The organism is Vibrio sp. R10-SG3-ISO10 (assembly GCF_059834185.1).
In genome coordinates, this window is record NZ_JCBDHG010000022.1 from 217,879 (window position 1) to 242,394 (window position 24,516).

Annotated in this window: 24 protein-coding genes; 11 read left to right on the forward strand and 13 right to left on the reverse strand. The window is 46.0% G+C overall.

What is annotated here, in order from left to right:
* Positions 1-10 precede the first annotated feature (10 nt).
* The 3 genes from alc to puuE form a co-directional block, all read right to left on the reverse strand.
* On the reverse strand, positions 11-997 hold the full coding sequence (gene alc, locus AC6R16_RS14415; protein ID WP_239854955.1) for an allantoicase: 987 nt from the start codon (positions 995-997) through the stop codon (positions 11-13).
* A 121-nt stretch (positions 998-1,118) separates the two neighbouring features.
* The gene (gene uraD / locus AC6R16_RS14420) at positions 1,119-1,634 is read right to left on the reverse strand and encodes a 2-oxo-4-hydroxy-4-carboxy-5-ureidoimidazoline decarboxylase (RefSeq protein WP_171320518.1); all 516 of its coding nucleotides are present in this window, start codon (positions 1,632-1,634) and stop codon (positions 1,119-1,121) included.
* Between the two features lies 1 nt (position 1,635).
* A complete protein-coding gene (gene puuE / locus AC6R16_RS14425; RefSeq protein ID WP_239854956.1) occupies positions 1,636-2,559 on the reverse strand; it encodes an allantoinase PuuE in 924 nt (307 codons plus the stop codon).
* A gap of 352 nt (positions 2,560-2,911) precedes the next feature.
* On the opposite strand from puuE, the gene uraH reads away from it, so the two are divergent.
* The 6 genes from uraH (at position 2,912) to AC6R16_RS14455 (ending at position 10,118) form a co-directional block, all read left to right on the forward strand.
* Complete coding sequence (uraH, locus tag AC6R16_RS14430) at positions 2,912-3,265, forward strand: hydroxyisourate hydrolase (protein WP_500674825.1); 354 nt, start codon at positions 2,912-2,914, stop codon at positions 3,263-3,265.
* Between the two features lie 136 nt (positions 3,266-3,401).
* Complete coding sequence (locus AC6R16_RS14435; protein ID WP_500674826.1) at positions 3,402-4,745, forward strand: NCS2 family permease; 1,344 nt, start codon at positions 3,402-3,404, stop codon at positions 4,743-4,745.
* A gap of 158 nt (positions 4,746-4,903) precedes the next feature.
* Positions 4,904-6,310: a nucleobase:cation symporter-2 family protein gene (locus AC6R16_RS14440; protein WP_239854959.1), complete on the forward strand. Its 1,407-nt coding sequence runs from the start codon at positions 4,904-4,906 to the stop codon at positions 6,308-6,310.
* Between the two features lie 163 nt (positions 6,311-6,473).
* On the forward strand, positions 6,474-7,835 hold the full coding sequence (locus AC6R16_RS14445; RefSeq protein ID WP_500674827.1) for an 8-oxoguanine deaminase: 1,362 nt from the start codon (positions 6,474-6,476) through the stop codon (positions 7,833-7,835).
* A 393-nt stretch (positions 7,836-8,228) separates the two neighbouring features.
* Positions 8,229-9,455 (forward strand): YbfB/YjiJ family MFS transporter, encoded by a 1,227-nt coding sequence (locus AC6R16_RS14450; RefSeq protein WP_500675342.1) that lies wholly within the window; start codon positions 8,229-8,231, stop codon positions 9,453-9,455.
* A 9-nt stretch (positions 9,456-9,464) separates the two neighbouring features.
* A complete protein-coding gene (locus AC6R16_RS14455) occupies positions 9,465-10,118 on the forward strand; it encodes a glutathione S-transferase family protein (protein WP_500674828.1) in 654 nt (217 codons plus the stop codon).
* A gap of 45 nt (positions 10,119-10,163) precedes the next feature.
* On the opposite strand, the gene AC6R16_RS14460 is transcribed toward AC6R16_RS14455, so the two are convergent.
* Positions 10,164-10,859, reverse strand: coding sequence for a VC0807 family protein (locus AC6R16_RS14460; RefSeq protein WP_500639769.1), 696 nt, complete (start codon positions 10,857-10,859; stop codon positions 10,164-10,166).
* 220 nt (positions 10,860-11,079) lie between these two features.
* On the opposite strand from AC6R16_RS14460, the gene uilS reads away from it, so the two are divergent.
* Positions 11,080-11,946, forward strand: a complete 867-nt coding sequence (uilS, locus tag AC6R16_RS14465; RefSeq protein ID WP_500674829.1) for a UilS family quorum-quenching N-acyl-homoserine lactonase — start codon at positions 11,080-11,082, stop codon at positions 11,944-11,946.
* Positions 11,947-12,010: 64 nt separating this feature from the next.
* Here uilS and AC6R16_RS14470 read toward each other — a convergent pair whose 3' ends face one another.
* The gene (locus AC6R16_RS14470) at positions 12,011-12,484 is read right to left on the reverse strand and encodes a PaaI family thioesterase (RefSeq protein WP_500639771.1); all 474 of its coding nucleotides are present in this window, start codon (positions 12,482-12,484) and stop codon (positions 12,011-12,013) included.
* A 273-nt stretch (positions 12,485-12,757) separates the two neighbouring features.
* On the opposite strand from AC6R16_RS14470, the gene AC6R16_RS14475 reads away from it, so the two are divergent.
* Complete coding sequence (locus AC6R16_RS14475; RefSeq protein WP_367940015.1) at positions 12,758-13,096, forward strand: thiamine-phosphate diphosphorylase; 339 nt, start codon at positions 12,758-12,760, stop codon at positions 13,094-13,096.
* A gap of 39 nt (positions 13,097-13,135) precedes the next feature.
* Here AC6R16_RS14475 and AC6R16_RS14480 read toward each other — a convergent pair whose 3' ends face one another.
* Positions 13,136-14,392 (reverse strand): MFS transporter, encoded by a 1,257-nt coding sequence (locus AC6R16_RS14480; RefSeq protein WP_500674830.1) that lies wholly within the window; start codon positions 14,390-14,392, stop codon positions 13,136-13,138.
* A gap of 123 nt (positions 14,393-14,515) precedes the next feature.
* Here AC6R16_RS14480 and AC6R16_RS14485 point away from each other — a divergent pair, with 123 nt between their 5' ends.
* Positions 14,516-15,286, forward strand: a complete 771-nt coding sequence (locus AC6R16_RS14485; RefSeq protein WP_500674831.1) for a helix-turn-helix domain-containing protein — start codon at positions 14,516-14,518, stop codon at positions 15,284-15,286.
* Between the two features lie 61 nt (positions 15,287-15,347).
* Here the strand turns inward: AC6R16_RS14485 and ulaA are convergent, their stop codons facing one another.
* From ulaA to AC6R16_RS14500, 3 genes are read right to left on the reverse strand one after another with little or no spacing between them, the layout of a single operon-like run.
* Entirely contained in the window at positions 15,348-16,604 is a 1,257-nt protein-coding gene (ulaA, locus tag AC6R16_RS14490) for a PTS ascorbate transporter subunit IIC (RefSeq protein WP_004744109.1), read from the reverse strand.
* A gap of 9 nt (positions 16,605-16,613) precedes the next feature.
* Complete coding sequence (locus AC6R16_RS14495; RefSeq protein ID WP_004744110.1) at positions 16,614-16,901, reverse strand: PTS sugar transporter subunit IIB; 288 nt, start codon at positions 16,899-16,901, stop codon at positions 16,614-16,616.
* 56 nt (positions 16,902-16,957) lie between these two features.
* Positions 16,958-17,401, reverse strand: coding sequence for a PTS sugar transporter subunit IIA (locus AC6R16_RS14500; RefSeq protein WP_004744111.1), 444 nt, complete (start codon positions 17,399-17,401; stop codon positions 16,958-16,960).
* Between the two features lie 250 nt (positions 17,402-17,651).
* Here AC6R16_RS14500 and AC6R16_RS14505 point away from each other — a divergent pair, with 250 nt between their 5' ends.
* A complete protein-coding gene (locus AC6R16_RS14505) occupies positions 17,652-18,680 on the forward strand; it encodes a substrate-binding domain-containing protein (RefSeq protein ID WP_494503985.1) in 1,029 nt (342 codons plus the stop codon).
* A 13-nt stretch (positions 18,681-18,693) separates the two neighbouring features.
* On the opposite strand, the gene AC6R16_RS14510 is transcribed toward AC6R16_RS14505, so the two are convergent.
* On the reverse strand, positions 18,694-19,590 hold the full coding sequence (locus AC6R16_RS14510) for a LysR family transcriptional regulator (RefSeq protein WP_500674832.1): 897 nt from the start codon (positions 19,588-19,590) through the stop codon (positions 18,694-18,696).
* A 101-nt stretch (positions 19,591-19,691) separates the two neighbouring features.
* Between AC6R16_RS14510 and AC6R16_RS14515 the strand changes: the two genes are divergently transcribed.
* Positions 19,692-20,303 (forward strand): LysE family translocator, encoded by a 612-nt coding sequence (locus tag AC6R16_RS14515; RefSeq protein WP_500674833.1) that lies wholly within the window; start codon positions 19,692-19,694, stop codon positions 20,301-20,303.
* Between the two features lie 46 nt (positions 20,304-20,349).
* Here AC6R16_RS14515 and AC6R16_RS14520 read toward each other — a convergent pair whose 3' ends face one another.
* The 3 genes from AC6R16_RS14520 to AC6R16_RS14530 form a co-directional block, all read right to left on the reverse strand.
* Entirely contained in the window at positions 20,350-21,081 is a 732-nt protein-coding gene (locus AC6R16_RS14520; protein ID WP_500674834.1) for a DUF3726 domain-containing protein, read from the reverse strand.
* A complete protein-coding gene (locus tag AC6R16_RS14525) occupies positions 21,078-22,814 on the reverse strand; it encodes a hypothetical protein (RefSeq protein ID WP_500674835.1) in 1,737 nt (578 codons plus the stop codon). The genes AC6R16_RS14520 and AC6R16_RS14525 overlap by 4 nt, the downstream gene beginning before the upstream one ends.
* A gap of 95 nt (positions 22,815-22,909) precedes the next feature.
* A complete protein-coding gene (locus AC6R16_RS14530; protein WP_425667400.1) occupies positions 22,910-24,514 on the reverse strand; it encodes a BCCT family transporter in 1,605 nt (534 codons plus the stop codon).
* Between the last annotated feature and the right edge of the window lie 2 nt (positions 24,515-24,516).

Genomic DNA, 24,516 nt, shown 5'->3' on the forward strand with positions numbered 1-24,516 from the left:
CTTCCCTCGCTTATTTCGCTTTAGTGCCAAACAAACGTAAACGGCTGATACCACCATCAGGGAAAATATTGAGACGAACATGAGTCACAGCGCCAAGATCATTCACCTCTGAACTGAACTCGTGAATATCATGTGCCTTGAGCTTTTGCGCAGGTAAGAGTTCGCGCCAGAAGAGACTCTGAGTCGCAACTTGATCGTCCGTTCCGCCTTTGACATACGCAGCTTGAATTGAGCAGCTATCTGGGAAGTTACCTTTAAAGTGAGCTGTATCGACAACCACTCGATCAATGTTGCCTGCATGTCCAAGCGCGACAATCACCCAATCATTACCCGGAGTACGACGACGGGCTGTTTCCCAACCATCGCCCATGTTCTCACCGCGACCTGGGCCAAGAATGTTAGACTTGTTGCCGTAGTGCTCATCGCTACATGCCAAAGCGCGACCGCCATTTTCAACCGCAGCAAGGTCGACTTTCTGTTGGCTATCGATGCGATCCCAATCAACGCTAGGTCGACCATAAACGCGTAAACGTGCAACGCCACCATCTGGATAAATGTTGAGACGTAAGTGAGTAAACACTTCATCACTTTCGATCTGTTCAAGATGATGATGATCGCCTTGCAAACCCATAGAAGGCAGAATCTCTTGCCACTCGGTTGCGTCGGTAGGATCACCGTCTGGAGAATAACAGGCATCAATCGAAGCCGACGGCGGGAAGTTACCCGTGAAGAAAGACGTATCAATATCAACACCCGCAATCGTGCCTGCAAGACCTAGGCGAATGACACAGTAATCGTAGCCTTCACCACGCTTACGGCGGCTTTCCCAGCCATCCATCCATTTGCCGTTATCATCGTAAAGATCGTCTTTCCATTCTGGTGCTTCACGGCGCAAAAGTCGGCTCTTATCGGCAAAAAAGTCGTCGGTAGCGTAGATAGCTTCTGCGCCAAGTTTATCGTCAGCAAGGTTAATGTATTGTTCAATATCTAAGGACATGTCCTTTATCCTTCCAATTATTCAAAAATAGGTTAAGTGAGTATGCTCATCTAGAGCTCTATGCCCTTCGTCGGGCAGATATCAATCGATATCAGAACGAAACAGTCGCCATCTCCGTGACTTACATATCTCGTAGGCGAAACAGTGCGATCTTGTTGATCTCCTGTATCGCAGTAGCAAACTCAGTGTCACTATCATTGCCTAATCGCTTCTCGAAGGATTCAAGAATTTGGTAACGATTGGCCCCTTTCACTGCCATGATGAAGGGAAAGTTGAAGCGGCTTTTGTAACTGTCGTTGTACGTAGTGAATTTTTCGAACTCTTCCGCTGAGCACTGATCAATGCCCGCGCCAGCTTGTTCCGCAGTGGATGCGGCGGTAAGTTCGCCGTTAATTGCTGCTCGCCCCGCTAAATCTGGGTGAGCATTTATAAGTGCAAGTTGTTTTGCTTTCTCTGCGTCTAATAGCGTTTCAGCCATTCTTAAATGCAGATTTGAAACAAAGTTATCCTGATCTGATAACCCTTGATCGTAGACGGCTTCTGCCACCCATGGGCTATGCTCATACACATCGCCAAAGTGGGAGACAAATTCCGTACGTTCCATTTGAGATGGTTTGCAAAAACGAAATTCAGTCATGTTATTTTCCCTCTTTTGGTGTGTATGGATGATGCTCGTGCCAATGGCGAGCGATATCAACACGGCGACATAACCACACATCGTCATGTTGTTTAACGTAATCTAGGAAGCGCTTTAGCGATGCGATACGACCCGGTCTACCGATCAGACGACAATGCAGACCAACCGACATCATCTTAGGCGCTGTCGCACCTTCAGCGTATAAAGTATCGAATGTGTCCTTTAGGTATTGGTAGAACTGTTCACCCGAGTTAAACCCTTGCACAGTGGCAAAGCGCATGTCGTTGACATCAAGTGTGTAAGGAATCACCAACTGGGGTTGACCCGCCTCGGTATGCCAGTAGGGCAAATCATCGTCATACGCATCTGAGTCGTATAAGAAACCACCTTCTTCTGCGACTATCTTGCGGGTATTTGGCCCAGTACGACCTGTATACCAACCAAGCGGTCTTTCACCAGTGATCTCTTTAATGATTTCAATCGCTTTCATCATGTGGTCGCGCTCTTGCGACTCATCCATGTATTGGTAGTCAATCCAACGATAGCCGTGACTACAAATCTCATGTCCCGCTTGAACCATAGCTTCTGCGACATCTGGATGACGTTCAATCGCCATCGCCACTGCGAATACGGTCAATGGAATCTCGTACTCATCAAATAGCTTTAACACACGCCACACACCTGCGCGACTGCCATACTCATAGATAGATTCCATGCTGATGTGTCGCTCACCTTTAATCGGCTGCGCGGCTGGAATCTCTGACAGAAAGGCTTCGGACTCATCATCCCCATGTAAAAGGCAGCGTTCACCACCCTCTTCGTAATTCAACACAAACGACACGGCGATACGAGCACCACCTGGCCATTTAGGGTGAGGAGGATTCGCCCCATAGCCAATCAGGTCTCGTGAATAATCCTTATCCATTCAGGCTCTCCTTAAATACAAGACACTTTGTCTTTATGCCTTCTTAAACTTCATACACTCATTGTATACAATAAATTATCTTAATGTAAAGATTTTGTTGTTAAAGTTAATTTACGTAAACAAAAGCTATTTTATCAATAAGTTATGTACACTTAGGCTCAAATAGGTATCTAGCTCGATCTCACAAAACTGATTTTTGCTCACTTTCGTTAGTAACAAAATTATAACATCGAGCTTTACTATCCGAATATTTTGTGTACATATATAGGTAACAGAAGCAAGTTTAAAACAACTTTGTATACAATTTAAAATCAATAAACGCTAAGGAGAGCGCTGGGCGCGAATGACAATTATGGGCAAACTAACTACACACGTATTGGATACAATGCACGGCGTTCCCGGTGCAAATATTCAAGTTGAGCTGTTCCGTGTTGAAGGCGACAGCCTGACCAAGATTAAAACGGTCACCACCAACTTCGATGGTCGAACTGATGAGCCAGTGCTAGAAGGCGATGAGTTTGTAACAGGCAAATATCAATTGGTATTCCATGTTGCCGATTACTACAAAAACCAAGATGTCGACCTTGGTGAAGTCCCATTCCTAGATGACGTTGTGATTCGCTTTGGTCTCGGAGAAACAGGTGCACATTACCACGTGCCTTTGCTTGTCTCACCGTATAGCTTCTCTACCTATCGAGGTAGTTAAGGCAAGAAATTACCAATAGATAACCCTAACAACGTCATACATATCAATCGGGAGAATTGGAGTCTGCAAAAACACCATCAAGATGCAGAAAGCGGTATTCAATTTCAGAAACACCAAAACAAAAGGACTTGCTGACATGAATGAAAGCAAAGCAGAAGTGCTTAACAACGAAAGCCAAACGGGTGGCTTACTAGAGCGCTTTTTCAAACTGAAAGCACATGGAACCAGTGTTAAAAACGAAATGATCGGGGGGATCACCACTTTTGCCACTATGGCATACATCATTTTCGTTAACCCTCAAATCATGGCGGCCTCAGGGATGGATTCTGGCGCGGTCTTCGTTGCAACCTGCATTGGTGCGGCGATTGGCTGTCTGTTAATGGGGCTTTTTGCCAACTGGCCTGTCGGTTTGGCGCCGGGCATGGGCCTTAACGCCTTTTTCTCTTTCACTGTAGTTAGTGAAATGGGTTACAGCTGGGAAGTGGCGCTTGGTGCGGTATTCCTCTCTGGTATCCTATTTGTCGGGATGAGCTTCTACAAAATACGCCAATGGATCATTGAAAGTATTCCAGAGAGTTTACGCTTCTCAATGACTGCAGGTGTTGGTCTTTTCTTAGGCCTTATCGGGCTTAAAACCGCAGGCATTGTTGTAGAGAACCCAGCTACTTTGGTTTCACTTGGCGACTTCACTAAACCTGATGCCATGCTTGCGGCTATCGCTTTCTTGATCATTGCGGTACTGAGCGAACGCAAAGTGTTTGGCGCAGTGCTTATCGGGATTTTGAGCGTCACTGTCGTGGGCATGATGTTAGGTCTCGTTCAATACAACGGCTTCTTTGCTGCGCCGCCAAGTATTGCACCTACCTTTATGGCAATGGACATCTCTGGCGCGTTTAACATCTCAATGGTCAGCGTCATCTTAGCCTTCTTGTTCGTTAATATGTTCGACACCGCAGGCACACTGATGGGTGTTGCAGAACGTGCGCATCTGGTAAACAAAGAAACAGGTAAAATCGAAGGGCTTAGCAAGGCGTTAAAAGCCGATTCTATCTCTAGTGTTGCAGGTGCTTGTGTCGGTTGTCCGCCTGTCACTAGTTACGTGGAGAGTGCGGCGGGTGTAGCTGCAGGGGCTCGTACAGGTCTGTCAGCCATTGTGGTTGCAGCACTGTTCTTAGCCGCTATTTTCCTTTCACCTTTGGCAGGTATGATCCCAGCTTACGCCACGGCAGGTGCACTAATCTACGTAGCGTTCGTAATGATGAGTAGTATGCAGCATGTCGATTGGAAAGATTTTACCAATGGTGCTCCGGCAGCGATTACAGCCCTGATGATGCCGCTGACTTTCTCAATTGCAAACGGTATTGCTCTTGGCTTTATCACTTACACAGTACTGAAAGTCGCGACAGGAAAAACCAAAGATGTCTCTATCTCAATGTACATCCTGACTGTCGTCTTCGTCGCTAAACTTATCTACATCTAATTTCTAGGGTCTGATGACCCTAATCATCCTTGTGAAAACTAGCCTGAGCATGGGTTCGGGCTAGCTTCCTATACGAAAAATTCGTGACCCTACGTAGTTTGTAGAAGTCAATTGTCCAATCTACGAGAGACAAATGGAATCTCTCTGAGGTATAACCAATGAAACTTCTGTATACACTCAACCAAAAGCCACCACACGGCATTACCTTGCTGCTCGCTTTACAACACATGCTGGCATCCATTGGTGGTATTGTGGCTGTCCCGCTCATTGTTGGCGCATCCATCGGACTGCCTAATGAAGAGATTGTCTCGCTAATCAATGCCGCCCTACTCGCTTCGGGTATCGTCACCATGGCGCAATGTATTGGTGTCGGCCCTATCGGTATTCGTTTACCTGTTGTCATGGGCTCTAGTTTTGCTTTCCTAGGTGTGGCGATTGCCATTGGCCGCGAAGGCGGCGTCGCTAGCATTATGGGCTCGGCTTTAGTCGGCTCTCTAGTGGTGATTGTGGCTAGCTTTTATATGGACAAAGTCCGCAAGCTATTCCCAACAGTAGTGAGTGGCGTTGTTGTCACCCTCATCGGCTTAACCATATTGCCTGTTGCAATGAACTGGGTGGGTGATGCGCCCGCAGCGAGTGAAAACTTTGCCACTCTGCCAAAGCTTTTCTTAGCTATCGTATCACTGGGCATCGTGGTTGCGGTCTCGGTTTACTGTAAAGGTGCCGTTGCTGCATCTGCCATTGTTATTGGTCTGGCGGGTGGTTACATCGTCGCGCTGTCCCTAGGCATGGTAAACCTTGATGACATTACTTCTGCCGCTTGGGTTGGTGGACCAGAGCCTCTTAAATACGGCTTAAGCTTTCAAGCCAGCGCCATTGTGAGCATGAGCTTGGTTTATATTGTCGTGATTGCTGAAGCAACGGGTGACTTTATGGCACTAGCAAACAACTGTAATAAACAAATCTCAGGTAAAGACCTGCAACGCGGTCTGCTTGGTGATGGCTTAGGCAGTACACTTTCTTCGATTCTTACTGCTATGCCACTGGCTTCTTTCAGTCAAAACGTTGGGATAGTGGGTATTACTGGTGTAGCGAGTCGATATGTTGTAGCTGCAACGGGTGGCCTGCTGATTTTAGGCGGCTTGTTCCCTAAGCTTGCGGCCGTCGCGGTGACCATTCCTAAACCGGTTCTTGGCGGTGTTGGCTTTGTTATGTTTGGCATGATTGCCTACGCTGGTATTCGCATGCTAATTATGGCCGCAGACACCAAGCGCAATGCACTGGTTATCTGTGTCGGTTTGGCATCAGGCTTAGCCGTAACTTTTGAACCTCGTTTACTTCAACACTTACCGCACGATATTGCTAACTTCCTTCACTCTGGCATTACCACGGGCACCATAGCAACGGTTCTTCTTCATCAACTTCTTCCTAAGTCATCCAATAAAGAAGTTCGAGAAGCACTGACAGAGAGTAAGGTTCAAGTCGAAGAAAAGATCATTCGAAAATCTGATGATGAAGCGCCACAAGAGGTGCAAAGCAAACTTGAAGCAAAAACTACTGAGTAGACTCACTTTAATCACAACAAAGGCATTAAAAGGAGACCTAAGCTCACGACACCAATCTGAGCTTAACAACAATAACACCGCTAGTATTTGCTAGCTTAACTGTAACTAAAACGTTTAAGACCCTCTCCCCTGAAATGGCTGAGATGGCTAAGGACTATTATGAATGGAAACCATCTGGATTAAGAATCCACTGGCAATTTATACCGGAAACACGCAAGACGCCCAAGGTGGCCTAGTGGTTCAGGGAAACAAAGTTGTCGAACTTATCCCAAAACATGGGACACCGTCCCACCAAATAGATTATGTGGTTGATGCCTCTCGGCATGTCGTAACTCCTGGGCTCGTTAACGCCCACCACCATTTTTATCAAACCTTAACGCGCGCTTACCCTGACGCGTTGAACAAAGAACTGTTTCATTGGCTCAAAAGCCTGTATCCCGTCTGGGCAAATCTAGACGAAGAGATGATGAGTGTCGCGACTGAGCTTGCCTTAGTTGAGTTGATGCTGTCGGGTTGTACCACTGCTTCCGATCATCACTACTTGCTGCCAAACGGTTTAGAACACGCGATAGACTTGCAGGTCGAAGCGGCGCAAAAGCTTGGTGTCAGAGCCATCTTTACTCGTGGCTCAATGAGTTTAGGTGAAGAAGACGGCGGCTTACCGCCACAGCATACCATTCAAACCGAGCAAGCGATTGTCGATGACAGCTACCGTTTGATTCGCCAATACCACCAGCAACAAGAAGGGGCAATGACCCAAATCGCGCTCGCGCCATGCTCTCCTTTCTCCGTCACCACAGATTTGATGAAAGAAACTGCCCACATCGCCAAGCAAGAGAATGTCATGATGCACACCCATTTGTGCGAAACGCTGGATGAGGAAGATTTCTGTGTCGAGCAATTTGGCATGCGCCCGGTCGATTATCTCGAAGATGTCGGCTGGCTCAATGACAAAACTTGGCTTGCCCATGGTATCCATTTCAATAATGAAGAGATCCGCAGACTTGGCCAAGCAGGCGTAGGCATTAGCCACTGCCCAACATCGAACATGATGCTTGCTTCGGGAATTTGTAAAAACAATGACCTAGAAGCCGCAGGTGTGAAAGTCGGCCTCGGCGTTGATGGCTCGGCCTCAAACGATGGCTCAAACATGATTGCCGAAGTACGTATGGCGATGTACTTACAGCGCCTACAATATGGCTCGGCAAACGTATCCCATTTTGATGCGCTGCGTTGGGCGACCAAAGGCTCAGCTCAAGCGATGGGACGTAATGATATTGGCGAGCTTAGTGTAGGTAAACAAGCCGATATTGCGATGTTCAAGCTCGATGATATCCGCTTCTCTGGTAGTCATGATCCTCTTGCTGCACTCCTATTATGTGGCGCTCAACAAGCCGACCGCGTGATGGTTGCAGGTCACTGGCGAGTGATGAACAGTGAAGTGATTGGTGTAGATATTCATCAATTGATGGAACGCCATAAAGCTGCAGCATCAAGGCTAGCGCGTAAAGCTTTAGGTGAGTAACACGCTCTAAATCATCGCCAGCCTAAGTTCAAATCAACTTAGGCTGGCATTTAAAATTACTTGTAACCGATCCATATCCCACTAATTAAAATTAGATAATCAAGCCACTCAAGAACATCGGGCAGGCATACCCTCACAATTGAAACATAAGCTTATTGAACCTACCTTTGAGTACACGCTTGTTAGCTATGCGAATTCAAACACCCAATCCTTAAAAGCCTTCACCACTCGGTTAACTAGCATTAGAAACTGCGACTAAAGCCCCATTGCAACAACTTGCACCCAATGCGAGTATCAAAAAAACATACGACTCAAGGTAGAGAACAACAGGTTTTTGCAAACGCTCACCACGATGCGTGGAGTATAGTGGCAAAACACCTTGCAATGACGGATATGACCACATCAATACAGCTATGGAATAAACAGATCGTTAATCGAGCGAGTATGGCTGGCTTGGGCGCGACACTCATTGGCAATGGGATAGGTCGTTTTGCTTATATTGCGCTGATGCCCGCATTGATTCAAAGCGGTTGGTTTAGCGAAAGTGATGCTTCTTACTTAGGCGTAGCGACGCTTGTCGGATATATTGCCGGAGCGCCTGCGGCCAATCTTTTACTTCGTTATTTCAGTTCTGGCCAGCTCATTCGTAGCGCAATGTTAATCAGCAGCTTCAGCTACCTTGCTTGCTCGTGGCAAGACGCCCCTCTGACTTGGTTTTATATTTGGCGTACCTTGGCTGGTGTCACTGGCGCATTACTCATGATTGCTGCTCCGCCAGTGATTGTTCGCCAATTCAGTTCCGACGTCAAAGCCAGAGTCAGCGGCATTGTCTTTTCTGGTATCGGTATCGGAGCAATGCTTTCAGGTACACTGCTGCCAGCACTTATCTCATATGATTTGATTTCCGCTTGGATAGGGATGGGCGCAGTGGCGCTAGTCACCACTATTTTGACTTGGAACGCATGGGACACTCGCATTACCCCCACCCATGCAGCTTACGTTCAAGCGTCATTTTCTCATCTTTCACAGCCACAGATTAAAAATGTCATCCTCATATCACTCGCCTACAGCTTATGTGCGATTGGTTATCTGCCACACACTTTATTTTGGGTCGATTACCTTGTTAGAGAACTCGGCATGTCATTCACTAGTGGTGGGTTCTTTTGGGCTACCTTTGGTGTTGGTGCAGCGATGGGGCCACTCATTACGGGTAGCTTAGGAGATAAATTTGGGCTTAAGCGTTCTCTATGTATCGCTTTCAGTTTTAAAGCGGTGGGCGTTGCGATTCCTTTATTCAGCACCCATCCAATTTTATTGTTTATCTCTTCCCTATTGGTCGGCATTTTTACCCCTGGGATAGTCACCCTTGTGTCCACCTACACGCTCGAATGCGTTGGTTATGAGCTACATACCAAAGCTTGGAGCGGAATGACGTTATCTTTTGCTATTTCACAAGGCGTAGGCGGTTTTCTGATGGCCTACTTTCTCACCCACTTTGCGTCTTACAACACCCTATTTGCTCTCAGTGCCAGTGCGTTAGTAGTTTCACTTATATGCATTTTATCTACATCGACACACTACGCGGAACAAATACAATCAGCTAATAATTCAATGAAATAAGGACTCTCCATGCAACTCTTCCTAAATGATACATCGCCATTTTCACGTGTGGTTGTGGCGACAGCTTTGTTGTCGAGCATCCCTTCTCTTTCATTTGTTTGGGTAGATCCTTGGAGCTCACCAAGCAGTTTAAAACGTGTGAATCCGCTTTGTTTAATTCCCGCGCTCGAGCTAGATAACGGGCGGTCCCTGACAGAGAGTTTATGCATTAGTCAGTATTTGATTGAGTCCAATCAGCCAACTAAATTGAAAAACGTGCAGATCAACGATGTCGAACAAGTTAAGCTCCTCGGAACAGCGAAAACTCTGATGGAAATCGCCTTTAGAACCGCAGTACTGCCTCGCTTTACCGATCAGGACAATGAGCTAATCAGACGTGGACAAGAAGGCATTGTTTTGGCTCTAACGAACCTAAACAAAGAAATGGAAGAGTCAGGTTTAGAATTCTATCTAGATCCAAACTTAGCAACGCTGTATCTACATATTGGTTTGGAATATATCCAATTTCGTCATCGCGCTTTGTATGACGACACTGCCGTCACGCATATTGACGAGTTCTTAAATACCTCACCATTTAGCCAACTCCTTGAACTAGTCAGTATTGAAAGGCTATCAGAAAAACCCGATTACTCAGCGTTAGAATCTCCTTGGCGACAGCGGTAAAAGTAAAGGGGCGATGATCGCCCCTTATTAGTGTTTTTAGATTTGTTATTTAATATGAAAGATCTGCTCGGTCTCAAGTGATGTCATTGAGCGGATTTGACGCCAAACATAATAAAAGATACCAAACATCATCAACATGCTAGGAATCGCGATAATTGGGTAGCTATATAACGTGAGCTTACCGAGCTCTTCATTAAACTCTGGTGTGCCTGCTGGGCTAGTCACAATCCAAGTTGCGAGAAAATAGTTCATCGCAGAAGAGAACGCAAAAGTACTCGCGAATAGATAATTTGACGACATTAAGCAGCGCTCGAATGCGTCCGTCTTGCCATTCTCTTTTAAACGTTCAGTGATCAAAGCTAGATTTAGCACCGTGTCGTTAAGGATCATCTTCTGCATAAATGGGTAACGGGTAAATGTCGACCCCAAAACAGCCAAGCCAATAAGACCAGGGATTAGTGCTTCTTTCAGTGCTAACCAACGCGTATCAAGCTCTAACAGGCCAATACCTCCTGTCAGTAAAACACTCACAAAGCCCAAAGCAGCGATGAAGTTAAACTTCTTATTGCGGATAAGATCCATACCGCCATACACAATAGGAAAAGCGAGTGCGACAACCAATGCCATTACAGTGCCTAGATGCTCTTCGCCGCTGAACTTCATCAGAATGAATGAAGGTATAAATACGTTAAACAGGATTTCGAATAGGGGATTCGACTTTTTCGTCGTGGTGTTACTCATAATTGTTACTGACTCTACTCTGTCACTTCACTTTAGTTTCGGGGAGAAGTGTTCAACGCTTAGCTTAAGATGTAAAGCGTTAAAACGTCGAGTTGTGTAACGACTTATGAAATGGATGAAAGAAGTCGAGGAAAACACCTCACATATCCTATAGGTCTAACCACTAAACTGAACCACATAAGGTATAAATGCCACTACAACTCCACTAGAGAAATAATAAATGTATCAACAAGTTGATTTCACTTCGCAAAACTCCCGAATTTCTGGCCACTTATATCTTCCAACAGCTGCAACAGAACCCGCACCTTTGATCATTCTTTGCCATGGTTTTTGTGGTGTAAAGGAGCTATTACTTCCGGCTTTCGCTGAACGTTTTGCAGATCATGGCTATGCTGCACTAACGTTTGACTATCGCGGCTTTGGTGAAAGTGAGGGGGAAACGGGTCGCCTTGTGCCAAAACTACAAATTGAAGATATCCACGCAGCGATTGAGTGGGCGAAAAAGGAATCCAACATTGATTCAAATCGTATCGCGCTATGGGGGAGCTCTTTTGGAGGGGCCAATGCCATTATCGCAGCGAGTCAAAGTGATGATATCAAATGTGTCATTGCGCAATTGACTTTTGCCGATGGTGAAACGGTCATTACTGGTGAAATGTCTGCTGAAGAAAAGGACAAGTTTCTTTCTACGCTTGAGCGCATGCGAGATAAAAAGGCTAAAACGGGCAAGGAAATGATGGTTCCGATTGCGAAAGTACTCAGTGATGAGCAGTCTGTGGACTTCTTCAATCAGTTCAAAGACGACTTTCCGGCTCTGACAATCAAGATTCCATTCCTAACGGTATGGGAGACTATCTGCCACAAACCAGTCGAAGCGCTTGCAAACCTAAATAAGCCTGTGATGATTATTGCTGCAGAGCAAGATGGCGTGAACCCATTGTCTGAATCACAAGTCTTATTCGATATGGCAAATGAGCCCAAAGCACTCCATGTTGAAGAGGGTGCCACTCACTACCAAGTATATTCAGGTAAACACTTTGAATCGGTAGTAACAAAACAGTTGGAATGGTTTAATCAATACCTGTAAATGATTAAGGGCCACCGATTTCATAGTATATCGGTGGCAACACACCCTATTTACTTTAACTTTCTCAACCAGAAAACCACTCATTCGGCACCTTGACCGCAATCACCTCTGCTCGGCAACAAACGCTACCTTGAGAGAGAAGTTCGCATTCAAGCACTATCTTCTTTTCGAATGCTTCAACAATTTTCGCTTTCAAAGTCACCATAGAATCCATTACGACAGGTTTAAGGAACGAGATGTTTAAGTTGCCTGTCGCAAACCAAACAGGCTCCCCTTGCCCGACTTCTTGTCCATTCAGTTGATACCCCTTAGCGATAGCCATACAGACGCAATGACAATCAATGATGGTTGAAATAATGCCGCCATTGAGAAAATGAGTTGGTCCGGCGCAATGGTGTTTTTGAGGAACAAAGTCGCATCTTGCCTCGCTATCTGATTGCCAGTAACTCTTGATCTGTAAACCCAGCGGGTTCTCTGACCCGCATCCATAACAGTGGTTATTTGGGATCTGATCTTGTATCGCAACGGTTTGTGGCATGTCTCGCTCCTATTCAGAGTTCGCTTTCAGTGAATAAGTTAATAGTTATCTTATAGTTATAGTCGACTTTGCTCGCGAAATAATGGAAAGCAGGATTCTATCTCTCAATCCGCAAAAATTTTTGTCGTCTAGATAAAATCACTCGTTTGATATCAATTTCGCTCCTACCTACTATGCCCGCATCCGCAGATAACAGCTGCCCAACACAATTTACTGCATAACCTTTTTGGAGAAGTTATCGTGGAACGACTAAAAACTATAGACCCTGCGAAGATGGGGAAAGAGCGTCACAAACGTGAATATGATCTACGAGTTTTGAACTGCGTGAGTGAAGATGAATATCAGTCACGAATGGCGATTTGGAACAACCTAATCACACCTACGGCACCGATAGAAGAAGCAAAGAAGTTTGTCGATGCAGCTTTTAGCAAACTAGAGCAAGACCTCAAGGCATCAAGCAGTGAGTTAGTCATCAACTACAACGAGTTTGTCACTCTAGCCAACGAAGAGATTAACTACATCAGAGTTCATGTTGCAGACAATCGCTCGCAATATTTTTGGTACGCGACAATCGCGTTAACTATCTGTTTAACGGCTTCGCTGTACTTCTAATCAATCTCGGTGTTAAGCCTTCCTCATGAAGGCTTAACACTAAACTAGTGAATGGCTCCGCTTTGCCTTCTCCACCGGGATCAAAGCAAACAGCATAGATGAAGCCATCAATAGTATCGCTGCGATACTCCAGCTTACCCCTATTCCAAAATGATCGGCTAAGTAGCCGAAACCTAACGATGCCCCCATCCCACCGACCGTCACCATTAGCGAACTTATCGACAACATAGTCGAACGCATATGACTCGGCGTGTTGTCTTGCAGCAAAACGCTTTGCGAGTTCTCACCAAGGGTAAACAAAAAGAAAAATAGCAGATAGACGATGGCAAAGCTCTCTAGCTCAGTGGTCAACGCTAGACCACACAGCGCCCCTCCAGAAGCTACCCGACTTACCAAAAGCAACATTCTGTGTGACCCGGAAAACCAACTCAGCACTTTGACAGAAAGCCAAGAAGAGAGAGCAGCCATAAGAAAATAAAGTGCTGAGATAAGGCCAAATACCTGAGTTCCAGTGTCTCGCTCACTCAACAGCTCTGAAAGGTAAGGCTGCCACAAATTCTCCACACAGCTTAATACCATGCCTAACACGAGTGTTGTTTGCATCACGGGTTTTAGAACACTGTGATGCCAAGATAATCTCAATGCTTGACGCCCTTTGGTTAACAGATTGCTTGGCCTAGGTTCAGGCTTGCTTTCTACCTTAGACAGTTCGATTGGTACTAACCATTGAGTCACAATGAGTAAAGCGATACTTGCGGTGATGATCACCAGTAAGTTGATATCATAGATAGATTGCGTCCAAGAAAAATGTACTAGGCCAGAGTCAGGTAACCAGCCTCCAATCAGAGAACCAAGTGCTAAGCCAAAAGTAACCATAATGTTGATCTTAGCAAGTGCTGAGTGATAGCTAGCCTCTCCTTCAATTGACTGAAATTGTTCATAAAACCAAGCGTCTAACGTACTCGAATAGATGGCACGAGCTGCGCCAAGTAATACAGCACTCACCATAACAAGAATCAAGTTTGACGCCTGCAACATTAGTGCTGCACCTAATATGGTCATTAACAGAGACAATCGGTAAGTTCTCACTCGACCAAACTGATCAGCAAAGCTACCTAGTGGTACCTCAAGCAGTGCAGTAGTGCCAATCCACAGCGCCATCACGATACCAATTTCGGTGAGATTTAAGCCGCGGGTTTGGAAAAGCAGAATCAGAACCGGAACGAGCAATCCCGTAATCGACCAATGCAAAGCTTGCTGAGTTGCAAATCGATATATGAGGGCTGATTGGGTCATTGTGTCTCTCACTCACTAATTAGAATGAGAGAAGAATCCCATAGTGATTCTAAAATACAAACATATCTATTTTAGGTCATTAATATGATACTCAATGTATCGTCACATGCGTTCGGAAATAGAATGGATCAAAATCTGGCAGTAGAAATCTGCCGACTAATTAAACGAGAATTAAAGAAGCTGGGAGTTTCTTATCAAGATCTTGCCGAGCAACTCGATCTCTCAATCGTGAGCGTTAAACGATTACTTAATAATGCTCAACCCATGTCGATGCAACGACTGATTCATATTAGTCAAATTATCGAACTTCCATTGTCTCAGCTGCTCAAATTAGCCGAGCAAAACCTTAATACGCTTCCTCTATTCACCACAGAGCAAGACACGGCTTTTTACCAATGCCCTCCCCTGTTTACTTTTTGGAGCGAACTTGCCGAACACAAAACCGTAGACGACATTGCGTGGAGGTATCAATTGGATCAAGCATCCGTGCATTTGTATCTACGCATGCTCGAAAAGGCGGAACTAATCTCTCTGGGTATCAATAATCAGTGTAAGCTCTTGGTTCCCGGTCATACCGCATTTGAACAAGGCGCCAGATACCCTGAATTTTTCACCACCAGAGTTTTAAGTGGCTTGCAAAAACGCGTCATCAATATTCCCGTAGAAGATGATCAGGCTTTTCTGGTTAGCCTGAAAGCAGAGCTGACTCACCAAGAATTTTTGGAGATAAACCATAAGCTCGAAGACTGGATGTTCACTCTGCTCAGAGAAAGCCAAGATATCGCGGCAAGAGATGGACTCAAGGTGACCCCCTATACCTTTGGTTTTATGGGAGCACAGGGCGCATTTCATGACACATTGCCGACAATTGTGCGACTGACTGAGAAACAGTAATCCGTCACCAATAACAAAAAAAGCCTCCAGTTGGAGGCTTTTACGTATCTAGTGATTGATATTAGCGAACAATCAAACCAAGCAGGATACCGACAGCACCGAAGTCTGCGTCACTGAAAGTTGTGTTAGCAAAACCTAGGTCGCCCAACACTGGCATTAGGAATACTGGTAGGAAGGTAATCAGTAAACCTTGAGCAAAAGCACCTAAGATTGCACCACGACGGCCACCTGTTGCGTTACCAAATACACCCGCTGCAGCACCAACGAAGAAGTGCGGTACCACACCTGGGATAATCACAGTTAAGCCCATCACGTAAAGTAGGAACATACCTAGCAAACCCGCAGCAAAACTGGATAAGAAACCAACTAGTACTGCATTTGGCGCGTATGGGAATACCACAGGACAATCTAGAGCCGGTTTAGCGTTTGGCACAAGCTTGTCTGAAATACCCTTAAATGCAGGAACGATTTCAGCGATAACCATACGAACACCTTGCAGGATAACGTAAACACCACCAGCAAAGGTAATCGACTGCATCAGGGCAAACATAAACCAGTGCTTGCCACCACTTACTTCGCGAACAAAGTCACCGCCAGCGAAGATACAGGTCACCATAAAGATAATGCCCATAGTGAAAGAGATAGCGACTGGCGTATCACGTAAGAACAACAAGCTCTTTGGTACGTTCATCTCTTCTGTGGAGTGCTCTTTATTACCAAACTTGCTGCCAATGAAGCCCGCTAGCACGTAGGAGAGTGTCGAGAAGTGACCAATAGCCACATCATCAGAACCTGTCACTTGCTTCATGTAACGGTGCGCGATGGCTGGGAAAAACACCATCACTGAGCCAACAACCAAAGAACCTAGTGCAATAAGAGGTACACCACTCATTCCACTTGAAGAGAGGATCGCCGCCACCATCATCGACATAAATAACGTGTGATGACCTGTCAGGAAGATAAATTTCCATGGTGTTAGACGAGCGATCAAAATGTTCACCAGCATCGCAAAGAACATGATCATCGCCATCTCTTTACCAAATGCTTCTTGAGCAATTGACACAATCGCTTCGTTGTTTGGTACTACACCCGTAATGCCAAACGCTTGTTGGAAGATAGTCGCAAAGTCACCTAGAGAGGTAACAACTAAGCCAGCACCGGCGCCCAAGATGATAAAACCGAGAATGGTTTTTACTGTGCCTTTAATGCATTCAGTCACCGGCTTTTTCTGAGCAATTAGGCCGATAAGAGCGATAAGACCGACCAAAACAGCAGGTTCTGATAGGACATCGTTCATTAAGAAACTAAAGAATTCCATAATGGCCCCCTATAGTGCGCCAAGTTCTTGTAAAGCCGCAGATAAACGCTCTTTCATTGCTACTTTATCAACCATGTTATCTAGGCTGACGATCTTCGGTTCAACATCGAGTGCTTTCAGTTGGTCAGTAATATCGTTCGTACCAATAAAGATGTCACAATCTGTGCCTTTTGCACTGCCTAAATCAATGTGATCAACCGCTGCATTAATCTCAAGCTCTTTGACGATGCCCTTGATGCTCATTTCCATCATTAGGCTCGTGCCAAGACCGTGTCCACAAACAACCATAATTTTCATAATTCAGTACCTTTTTATTCTTGATATCTATAGGGGTGATAGTCAGGAGTTATGTTTTAGTAATTCTTGATGACGGCTAAAACGTCATCGACAGATTGAGCGTTGCAGATTTGCTCTACATGCTCTTCATTCATAAACAGCTCAGCCAGTTTTGAAATGGCACCGACATGGCTATCGCTATCCGTTGCCGCTAGCGTCACCAACATCTTCACAGGGTCATTACCTTCAGAGTCAAAGTTAACGCCGTTTTGAATCACAGTGATCGCAAGTGATAAACGATTAACGCCATCTTCTGGTCTTGCATGCGGCATCGCCATACCAGGGCCAACGACATAGTAAGGACCTAGCTCTTGATGCGAGCGGAAAATCGCCTCTACGTAGCTTGGCTCAACAGCGCCATTATCAAGCAATGCCTGACACGATTTTTGAACAGCGTCTTTCCAGTCACTGGCTTCAGCATGGACTCGAATCACATCAGAGGTAATCAGTTCACTTAGCATTGGATCTTTCCGATTTGTTGTTTTGATGGCGCTACTCTAACGATGATCCTTTTGGAAAAACCGGATGATGATCACAAATGATAGCGCTATCTGGTAGCGCTATCATAAATTGTGATAGCGCTACCATTTATTAATCTTAATGCGGTTTCATATGCTTGTGATCACCATCTAATGCGCTAATATCATTTCAACCCAAGGGCTGTGATAAGATGTCGCGGCGAATTAATAGATAAAAAAACGAAAATAAAAAATGAGCGAACCGCGAAAACGCAGAAGCACTGGAAAAGTCACACTTGCCGATGTAGCCAAAAAGGCCGGTGTGGGTTCAATGACCGTTTCGCGAGCATTAAGAACGCCAGATTTGGTGTCTGATAAACTGCGAGAAAAGATTCAGCAAGTCGTTGATGAGCTAGGTTATATTCCCAATAAAGCGGCGGGTGCATTGGCCTCAGCTGAAAGCTATTCCATTGCTTTGATCCTGCCTTCATTGATCGATAAATCTTGTGCCTTGTTCCTACCTAGCTTCCAGCAAACCCTAAACAAAGCGGGTTACCAACTGATTCTCGGCTACAGCGACTACTCGGTAGATCAAGAAGAAAAACTGCTTTCAACCTTTCTCGAAAGTCGCCCTGCGGGCGTGGTACTGTTTGGTGGCGAACACAGCAAACGCACCCATCAGTTGTTGGAGGCAGCAAATACGCCAGTACTTGAGATCGCCGAACTTACCTCTACCGCCCAATATCTGAATATTGGTGTGGATCATTTCGACATCGGGAAATCCTGTACCAAGCATATTATCGAGCAAGGTTTTAACAATGTTGGCTTTATTGGTGCACGTGGTGAGCATTCAACTCTCCAGCGCAAACTCCATGGTTGGCAAAGCGCGATGATAGAGAACTATCTAACACCAGATCACTTTCTAACCACGCACGAAGCCCCTTCTTCACAACTCGGAGCCGAAGGTTTGGCTAAGCTACTGCTGCGCGATTCCACTCTCAATGCGTTGGTATGTAGTCATGAAGAGATTGCCATCGGCGCATTATTTGAATGCCACCGTAGAGTACTCAAGGTTCCAACCGATATTGCGATCATCTGTTTAGAGGGATCGTCAATGGCAGAGCATGCCTACCCGAGCCTAACCAGTGCAGAAGTCGACTACGAGCGAATGGGAACCAAAGCCGCAGAAAAACTGCTCCACCAGATCAAAGGCGACCGAGTAGAAGCCGTAACAGATATCGGCTTTAAGCTGACGCGCAGGGCTAGTACTGCGATCAACTAATTAGGTAGTTTGTTCAGTCAATATCGGACTTTATAAGCGGTTCAACGACCCAAGGTTTACATTGTTTAAAGGATTCCAGTAGCCATAGTCGAAACTGCTCTTCCAATTTTGTGGCTGGCTGATTTTTGCTGAGTAAGATATAGCTATGCCCCGACGGGATAAAACCAAACGGGGCGATGAGATTACCACGTTGCAGGTCATCAACAACCAAAGGGTAAGAGCCTATCGTTGCCCCTAGCCCATCAACACTGGCTTGAAGTGAGAAATAAAAATGAGCAAAAGTCTGTTGCTCATTGGCTAGCAGCTCCGGTTTGTTGAGCTCATTACACCAATTTTCCCAAGCCAACGGACGTGTCTGACTGTGCAGCAGTTTCATGGCACTCAAATCCCGTTCTACTTGTTGCCAGTACTCAGGTGACATCACAGGTCCAACCCACTCTTCAATTAAAGGAGTTTGCTGATAGTCATGGGGAATAGCAAAGTCATCTCGTCGTATCGCCATGGATAATCCAGATCGATCCAGATTGATTGCTCCACCTGCGGTTGATAAGCGCACATCCGTAGCGAAGTCGTCGTTAAACGTAGACAACCTAGGCATTAACCAACGCATGGTTAGTGTCGGTTCACAAGAGACTTCTAGTACGTTTTGATTGTGTGTTCCTAACTTAGCCACACCCGTTTCAAGCGCTTGAAAAGCCTGCTCTGTGTAGGTTTTCAGCAGCTCACCTTGCTGACTCAAACGGACATTTCTTCCTTGCTTCACAAACAAGGTCTGGTCGAGATAGTTTTCCAGCACTTTAATCTGCTTGCTGACTGCACCGTGCGTAATGTTCAGTTGCTCTGCAGCCTCGCTGTAATTTGAGCACTGCGCTGCAACATGAAAAACATGAAAGGATTTAAGATGCCTCATTAGTGAATTTTTCTCACACAAAACTAGAATTCATTTCGATTATAGGCACAACCAGATTTACCTACAATGCTAGCCACAATCCAATCAAACTGGGAATAAATATGGAGTTAGTAAGTTTAGCGCTATTGGGCATCTTAATCGTGATTAGCCCGGGAGCTGATTTTGTTCTGGTGCTTAGAAACAGCCTTAATCATGGCCGTAAATCGGGTGTGATGAGTGCACTGGGAATCAGTCTTGCCATCGGTGTTCATATTGCTTACTCGATGCTCGGCATTAGTTACCTAATCTCACAAAATGAATGGTTATTTAATCTGGTGCGATACCTAGGTGCAGGATACTTAATTTACTTAGGATTAAAGGGCCTTTTGGCACGCTCCTCAGCGCCGTCTAATGCAATCGAGCCGAGCGCAGCCAAATCCGCTTGGCGCTATTTAGGTGAAGGCTTTCTTTGTAATGTGCTTAATCCTAAAACCATGCTGTTTTTCTTGAGTATTTTCAGTCAGGTAATGACCAACGACGCATCAAGCAACAACAATGCCCTTATCTATGGTGGCTATATGATGCTTCTACACGGCCTGTGGTTTGTATTAGTCGCACTACTCTTCTCCTCTAATAAGCTGCAAACCTTACTGAGTAAAGCAAAGCATCGACTTAATCAATTGTGTGGCGCAGGGCTACTTCTATTCGGACTAGCACTAGGATTTAATGATTAACCGTAAGGGCTGGCGATGACAGCCCTTTGTCTATTTCGATCTGACGCTAGGCTAACTCGCCTGCTCCTTGAACTGAACGGGCACTGTTTTCAACCAAGAACACCGTGGCCGCTTGTTTTAATGTCTCCCACTCAGCATCTTCAACCAAGATACCCTCTTGCCATGATGTTTGTTGGGCGCGGCTTAACTCTGCACTATCAACATGGATAGAGTAACCTTTCGCACTTTGGTTAACATCAAAGTCGTTAACCGATAGCTCAATCAGCATTGAGTGTACGTCATCGTCACCATTTACTAGGCTGTCGGAAAAATACACCTCCGGTGCGATGCAACCACGATTAAGCACATACAAGGCGCGTTGAGGGCTGCTACCATTGACCCATTGTGCACGGCAGGCGATGCCTTTTGCGGCCAAACGAACCAGCTCACTGTAGGCTAACCAGCGATTATGGCACTGCTTTAGCGTGATTGAGATGGTTTTGTTATCCACCATTTTCTCTAAGGCAAAATCGAGTACCGCAGGCAACTGACATGCGATACTGCTATTGTGGAAATCAACCTCAAAGCTAGAATCGCTTTGGTTGGAGATCGATACCGCACAATCTGAATCTAGGCTGAGAAACTGACTGGCATTGTTAAAATGCCTCACGCCGCTAAGCCCCACCATCTGCAAATCCGCCACCATATTGGCGATGACATCCGCTTCACCACAATGACGACGCATACCTAAAAATGCCTTATTCACTGCGGCAACCAATTCATTGTGTGAAACGATCATGATGCCAATCCTCCATTGATCTTTTGTGGCTCTGTGCAGGTAATCTCTTGGCTACTTGGCGTGGTCGGAAAAATCCATGTGTCACTATATTCTGGGTCACGGATTTCATCTAACAATGGCGCTCCTTGGAAGAAGGTCACTCGTACCCAGCGATCAGAGCGCGGGTCAAATTTGGTTGCGCCGAATATTGCCAGCTTGCAGCGTAGCAGGTGCATTGGTAGCGCATCTTGACGTAATACGTTCATCTGGATGTCACCCATAACGCGATTACCTAAAGTCCAGACCCGTCGGGTGATAGCACGATATTGAGGGCACTGGAGGAGAAACTCCGCCACGCTCGTCTCAGCAGAGTAGTCATCAAGCGCATGGAACAACTGATTGGCCTGACGACCAATATCAAGTGGCAGTTCACGATCTTCACCCGCTTCTTCACCGCGGACACCGAGTCTTGGTTCTTCTTTATCTTGAGAGCGATACCAGAACCAGTATTTGTTTTCTGCTAGCGAGTAGTCTGCTTCGACAGCCCACTTGTATTTGTCGCTGAGTAACTGGCGCAGCTGTTGGACGGTTTTACCACTTGGAATCGATAGTGCTTCGCTGGTGTTCATTTGGTTTTCAAACTGATCAACCACACTCGGATAGATCTCAAGCAGACAAGAGGTAAGGATTTCTTGGGCTTCCAAACTCATGCTTTCAGCCTGCTTAACAACATCACACCAGTGCGAATGCGCCGCAATAACTTGCGGCAGGTGCTCTATAAGCTGAGCAATATCGGTGATCGCCAATTGATTTAAGCTGTCTTGTTGTTCGTTAATGGTGATGACTTGTTCTAAATGGCACTTGGCCTTAGCCAATAAATCTCGCAATTGCTCATGCTTCTGGCTGTCACACGGCAACGCCAATACTTGCCCAATCGCGCGCTCTCTTGACGTCATCCACTGATCAACGATACACGGATGATTGATTAGATAAGGCGCCATGCCTAAGCCCGTTGCGTTGCCCACTCCTAAATAGCGCTGCAAGCCTTTGTGTAGCAAGATAGCCTTATCGCCACCTTTCTGCTCTGCAAGATAATGCACCCAATCTAGGCTAAACTCACGCAGCATGTACACGGCACACATTTGCGCGCTAAAGGACTGATTAAAATCAGGATTCGTTTCAAGCAGCTTAAAATCGGCAATGCCAAATTTACCATTGCCATACACCGCCGTAGTACGCAGTATGTAACCAACCTCTGCCAACTCGTCGGGCTGTGGCTGCTGACCTTTGGCTAAAGCGCCGACTATATGCTCAAAAACTCGCACGCTCTTGTTTGCACGCGCCAATACAAGCACCTTGTTAGGATTTCGACCTGCTTCTTGCAGGGGCACATTGGCACGCAACTGCTCTAACAGTTCAACATCAACATCGCCATGAACCAAAGCGAATGTGACATCCCACTTTTCCGCAATGACACGATCATTACGCTCTTCGTCGGCAATCTCATCGCAAAAGACGACTAAGTGATATGTTTGGGTCGGAGTCGCCAGTTGGTAAATAACATGACCATAGCCCTGCGGACATAATTGCCACTCATGCTTGGTTACACGCCAGTTTTGTGTCGCCATTTTACGAATCAAACTTCTCACAAAGCTGATTCGATTTTGGTGCATAGCGCCTAGCCTTTCCGGAGCCATGACAAGGGCTGCATTGCGCAGCTGGGTTTCAGTGTAATTAGAACGATGTGCATCCATTTTGCTCACCACCTATTTTTTATTGTAAGAATAATAGGAGTTTGCGCGGGCGTAGGGTACAGCCTACGCAAACTCATCGGTATTGGATTAATAAATTAAAGCCCTTGCTCCTTGGCCATCTTCATTGCGATCTGAGGTGCATTCCATAGCGAAGGCAGCAGTATTAGAGAGACAGGTACTGCGGTAATAACAATGAAAGATTGCAGAGCTGAAATGCCTCCGGAGCCCAGTGAGATGAGAATCAGCGCAGTGACCCCCATCGCAACGCCCCAGAAAGTACGAACGATAGCGTTAGGCTCCGTTTCACCACTGATCACGACACTGATGGTGTAAGTCATCGAGTCACCTGTCGTGACAATGAAAATCGTGGTCAAGATGAGGAACAAAATCGAGACAAGCATTGGTAGAGGCAGTTGCTGCGTAACGGCAAGCAGTGCACCCGGTAAGTTGAAGCCTTCAAACGCTTTACTCACACTGCCCGGTTCTGCAATTTCAAACGCCAGACCTGAACCACCAACAATGGTGAACCAGAAACAGGTTGTGAGTGGCGCAATGATGCTAATTGTCGAAATGATCTGACGAATGCTGCGTCCACGTGAGATTCGAGCAATGAAGATCGCCATCATTGGACCATAACCTAGGAACCAGCCCCAGAAGAACACCGTCCACCAACTCAACCAACCTTCATCTCCGCGGTAGGTCGCCATTGGGATGAAGTTATCCAGCATGCTACCGACACCTTGAATGTAACCATTGAAGATAAAGTCTGTTGGCCCAAACAGTAGGATGTAGATCATTAAGGCAATCGCCAGAATCACGTTGTAGCGGCTGAGCATTTGCATGCCTCGATTAAGACCACTCAAAGCAGATAGGGTATACAGAGCAATCGCAAACAGAATGATAATAAGTTGCGTGGTAAAGCCATCAGGAATATCAAACAGCGCATTTAACGCGTAGCTAACCTGTAGACCGAGGAAACCAATTGGCCCAATGGTGCCGGCCGCCACAGCGATAATACAACACGCATCAATCAGTGCACCGGTATGGCCTTTAAGGGCACGCTCACCAATCACAGGGTAAAGCAAAATGCGAGGCTTTAGAGGTAGGCCTTTGTCGTAATGCAGGTGCATGACAACGATTGACGTTAAGCTGCCAACAATTGCCCACGCAAGGAAACCCCAATGCATGAAGGATTGCGATAGTGCATTGACCGCACCTTGCTGCGGATTATCCTGCGCACCATATAGTGGCGGGGGGCTCACGTAATGAGCGATAGGCTCCGCCGCTGCCCAGAATACGCCACCACCAGCAAGCAGGGTACAGAAGATGATCGCCATCCAGCGAAAACCATCCATCTCCGGTTTGGCCGAACCACCAAGAATCACCTTGCCTGTTCGCCCTGCAGCGAGACCAAGACCAATAAGAAAGGTGAGAAGAAGCAGTATTTGCCAGTAAGGTCCAAAGACCTGCACTGACCATGCAAAGCCAGCATTGACTAAGCTTGATAGCAGCTCACCATCATAGAGCGCGAGTGCAACAAAAAGTGCGATAAAACCGCCACTGTACCAAAAGGCTGGGTTACTCAAACCCAGCTTATCTGGAGAGTTTTCGGTGGCAGGCGTAGTGTTGTGTTTTGCTTGTGGCTTACCCGATGACACGTTCATAGGGTTTGCTTTCATGCTATTGGTTAAATCAGACATAC

Excerpts from the sequence above, each read along its gene's own strand:
- AC6R16_RS14500 (WP_004744111.1), bottom strand. The coding sequence starts at position 17,401 with ATGCTAAGTGAACTGATTACCTCTGATGTGATTCGAGTCCATGCTGAA.
- AC6R16_RS14495 (WP_004744110.1), bottom strand. The coding sequence starts at position 16,901 with ATGAAAATTATGGTTGTTTGTGGACACGGTCTTGGCACGAGCCTAATG.
- alc (WP_239854955.1), bottom strand. The coding sequence starts at position 997 with ATGTCCTTAGATATTGAACAATACATTAACCTTGCTGACGATAAACTT.
- AC6R16_RS14475 (WP_367940015.1), top strand. The coding sequence starts at position 12,758 with ATGGGGAAAGAGCGTCACAAACGTGAATATGATCTACGAGTTTTGAAC.
- AC6R16_RS14530 (WP_425667400.1), bottom strand. The coding sequence starts at position 24,514 with ATGTCTGATTTAACCAATAGCATGAAAGCAAACCCTATGAACGTGTCA.
- uraD (WP_171320518.1), bottom strand. The coding sequence starts at position 1,634 with ATGACTGAATTTCGTTTTTGCAAACCATCTCAAATGGAACGTACGGAA.
- ulaA (WP_004744109.1), bottom strand. The coding sequence starts at position 16,604 with ATGGAATTCTTTAGTTTCTTAATGAACGATGTCCTATCAGAACCTGCT.
- AC6R16_RS14470 (WP_500639771.1), bottom strand. The coding sequence starts at position 12,484 with ATGCCACAAACCGTTGCGATACAAGATCAGATCCCAAATAACCACTGT.
- AC6R16_RS14435 (WP_500674826.1), top strand. The coding sequence starts at position 3,402 with ATGAATGAAAGCAAAGCAGAAGTGCTTAACAACGAAAGCCAAACGGGT.
- AC6R16_RS14515 (WP_500674833.1), top strand. The coding sequence starts at position 19,692 with ATGGAGTTAGTAAGTTTAGCGCTATTGGGCATCTTAATCGTGATTAGC.
- AC6R16_RS14525 (WP_500674835.1), bottom strand. The coding sequence starts at position 22,814 with ATGGATGCACATCGTTCTAATTACACTGAAACCCAGCTGCGCAATGCA.
- uraH (WP_500674825.1), top strand. The coding sequence starts at position 2,912 with ATGGGCAAACTAACTACACACGTATTGGATACAATGCACGGCGTTCCC.
- AC6R16_RS14460 (WP_500639769.1), bottom strand. The coding sequence starts at position 10,859 with ATGAGTAACACCACGACGAAAAAGTCGAATCCCCTATTCGAAATCCTG.
- AC6R16_RS14485 (WP_500674831.1), top strand. The coding sequence starts at position 14,516 with ATGGATCAAAATCTGGCAGTAGAAATCTGCCGACTAATTAAACGAGAA.
- AC6R16_RS14450 (WP_500675342.1), top strand. The coding sequence starts at position 8,229 with ATGACCACATCAATACAGCTATGGAATAAACAGATCGTTAATCGAGCG.
- AC6R16_RS14480 (WP_500674830.1), bottom strand. The coding sequence starts at position 14,392 with ATGACCCAATCAGCCCTCATATATCGATTTGCAACTCAGCAAGCTTTG.
- puuE (WP_239854956.1), bottom strand. The coding sequence starts at position 2,559 with ATGGATAAGGATTATTCACGAGACCTGATTGGCTATGGGGCGAATCCT.
- AC6R16_RS14520 (WP_500674834.1), bottom strand. The coding sequence starts at position 21,081 with ATGATCGTTTCACACAATGAATTGGTTGCCGCAGTGAATAAGGCATTT.
- AC6R16_RS14505 (WP_494503985.1), top strand. The coding sequence starts at position 17,652 with ATGAGCGAACCGCGAAAACGCAGAAGCACTGGAAAAGTCACACTTGCC.
- uilS (WP_500674829.1), top strand. The coding sequence starts at position 11,080 with ATGTATCAACAAGTTGATTTCACTTCGCAAAACTCCCGAATTTCTGGC.
- AC6R16_RS14510 (WP_500674832.1), bottom strand. The coding sequence starts at position 19,590 with ATGAGGCATCTTAAATCCTTTCATGTTTTTCATGTTGCAGCGCAGTGC.
- AC6R16_RS14445 (WP_500674827.1), top strand. The coding sequence starts at position 6,474 with ATGGAAACCATCTGGATTAAGAATCCACTGGCAATTTATACCGGAAAC.
- AC6R16_RS14440 (WP_239854959.1), top strand. The coding sequence starts at position 4,904 with ATGAAACTTCTGTATACACTCAACCAAAAGCCACCACACGGCATTACC.
- AC6R16_RS14455 (WP_500674828.1), top strand. The coding sequence starts at position 9,465 with ATGCAACTCTTCCTAAATGATACATCGCCATTTTCACGTGTGGTTGTG.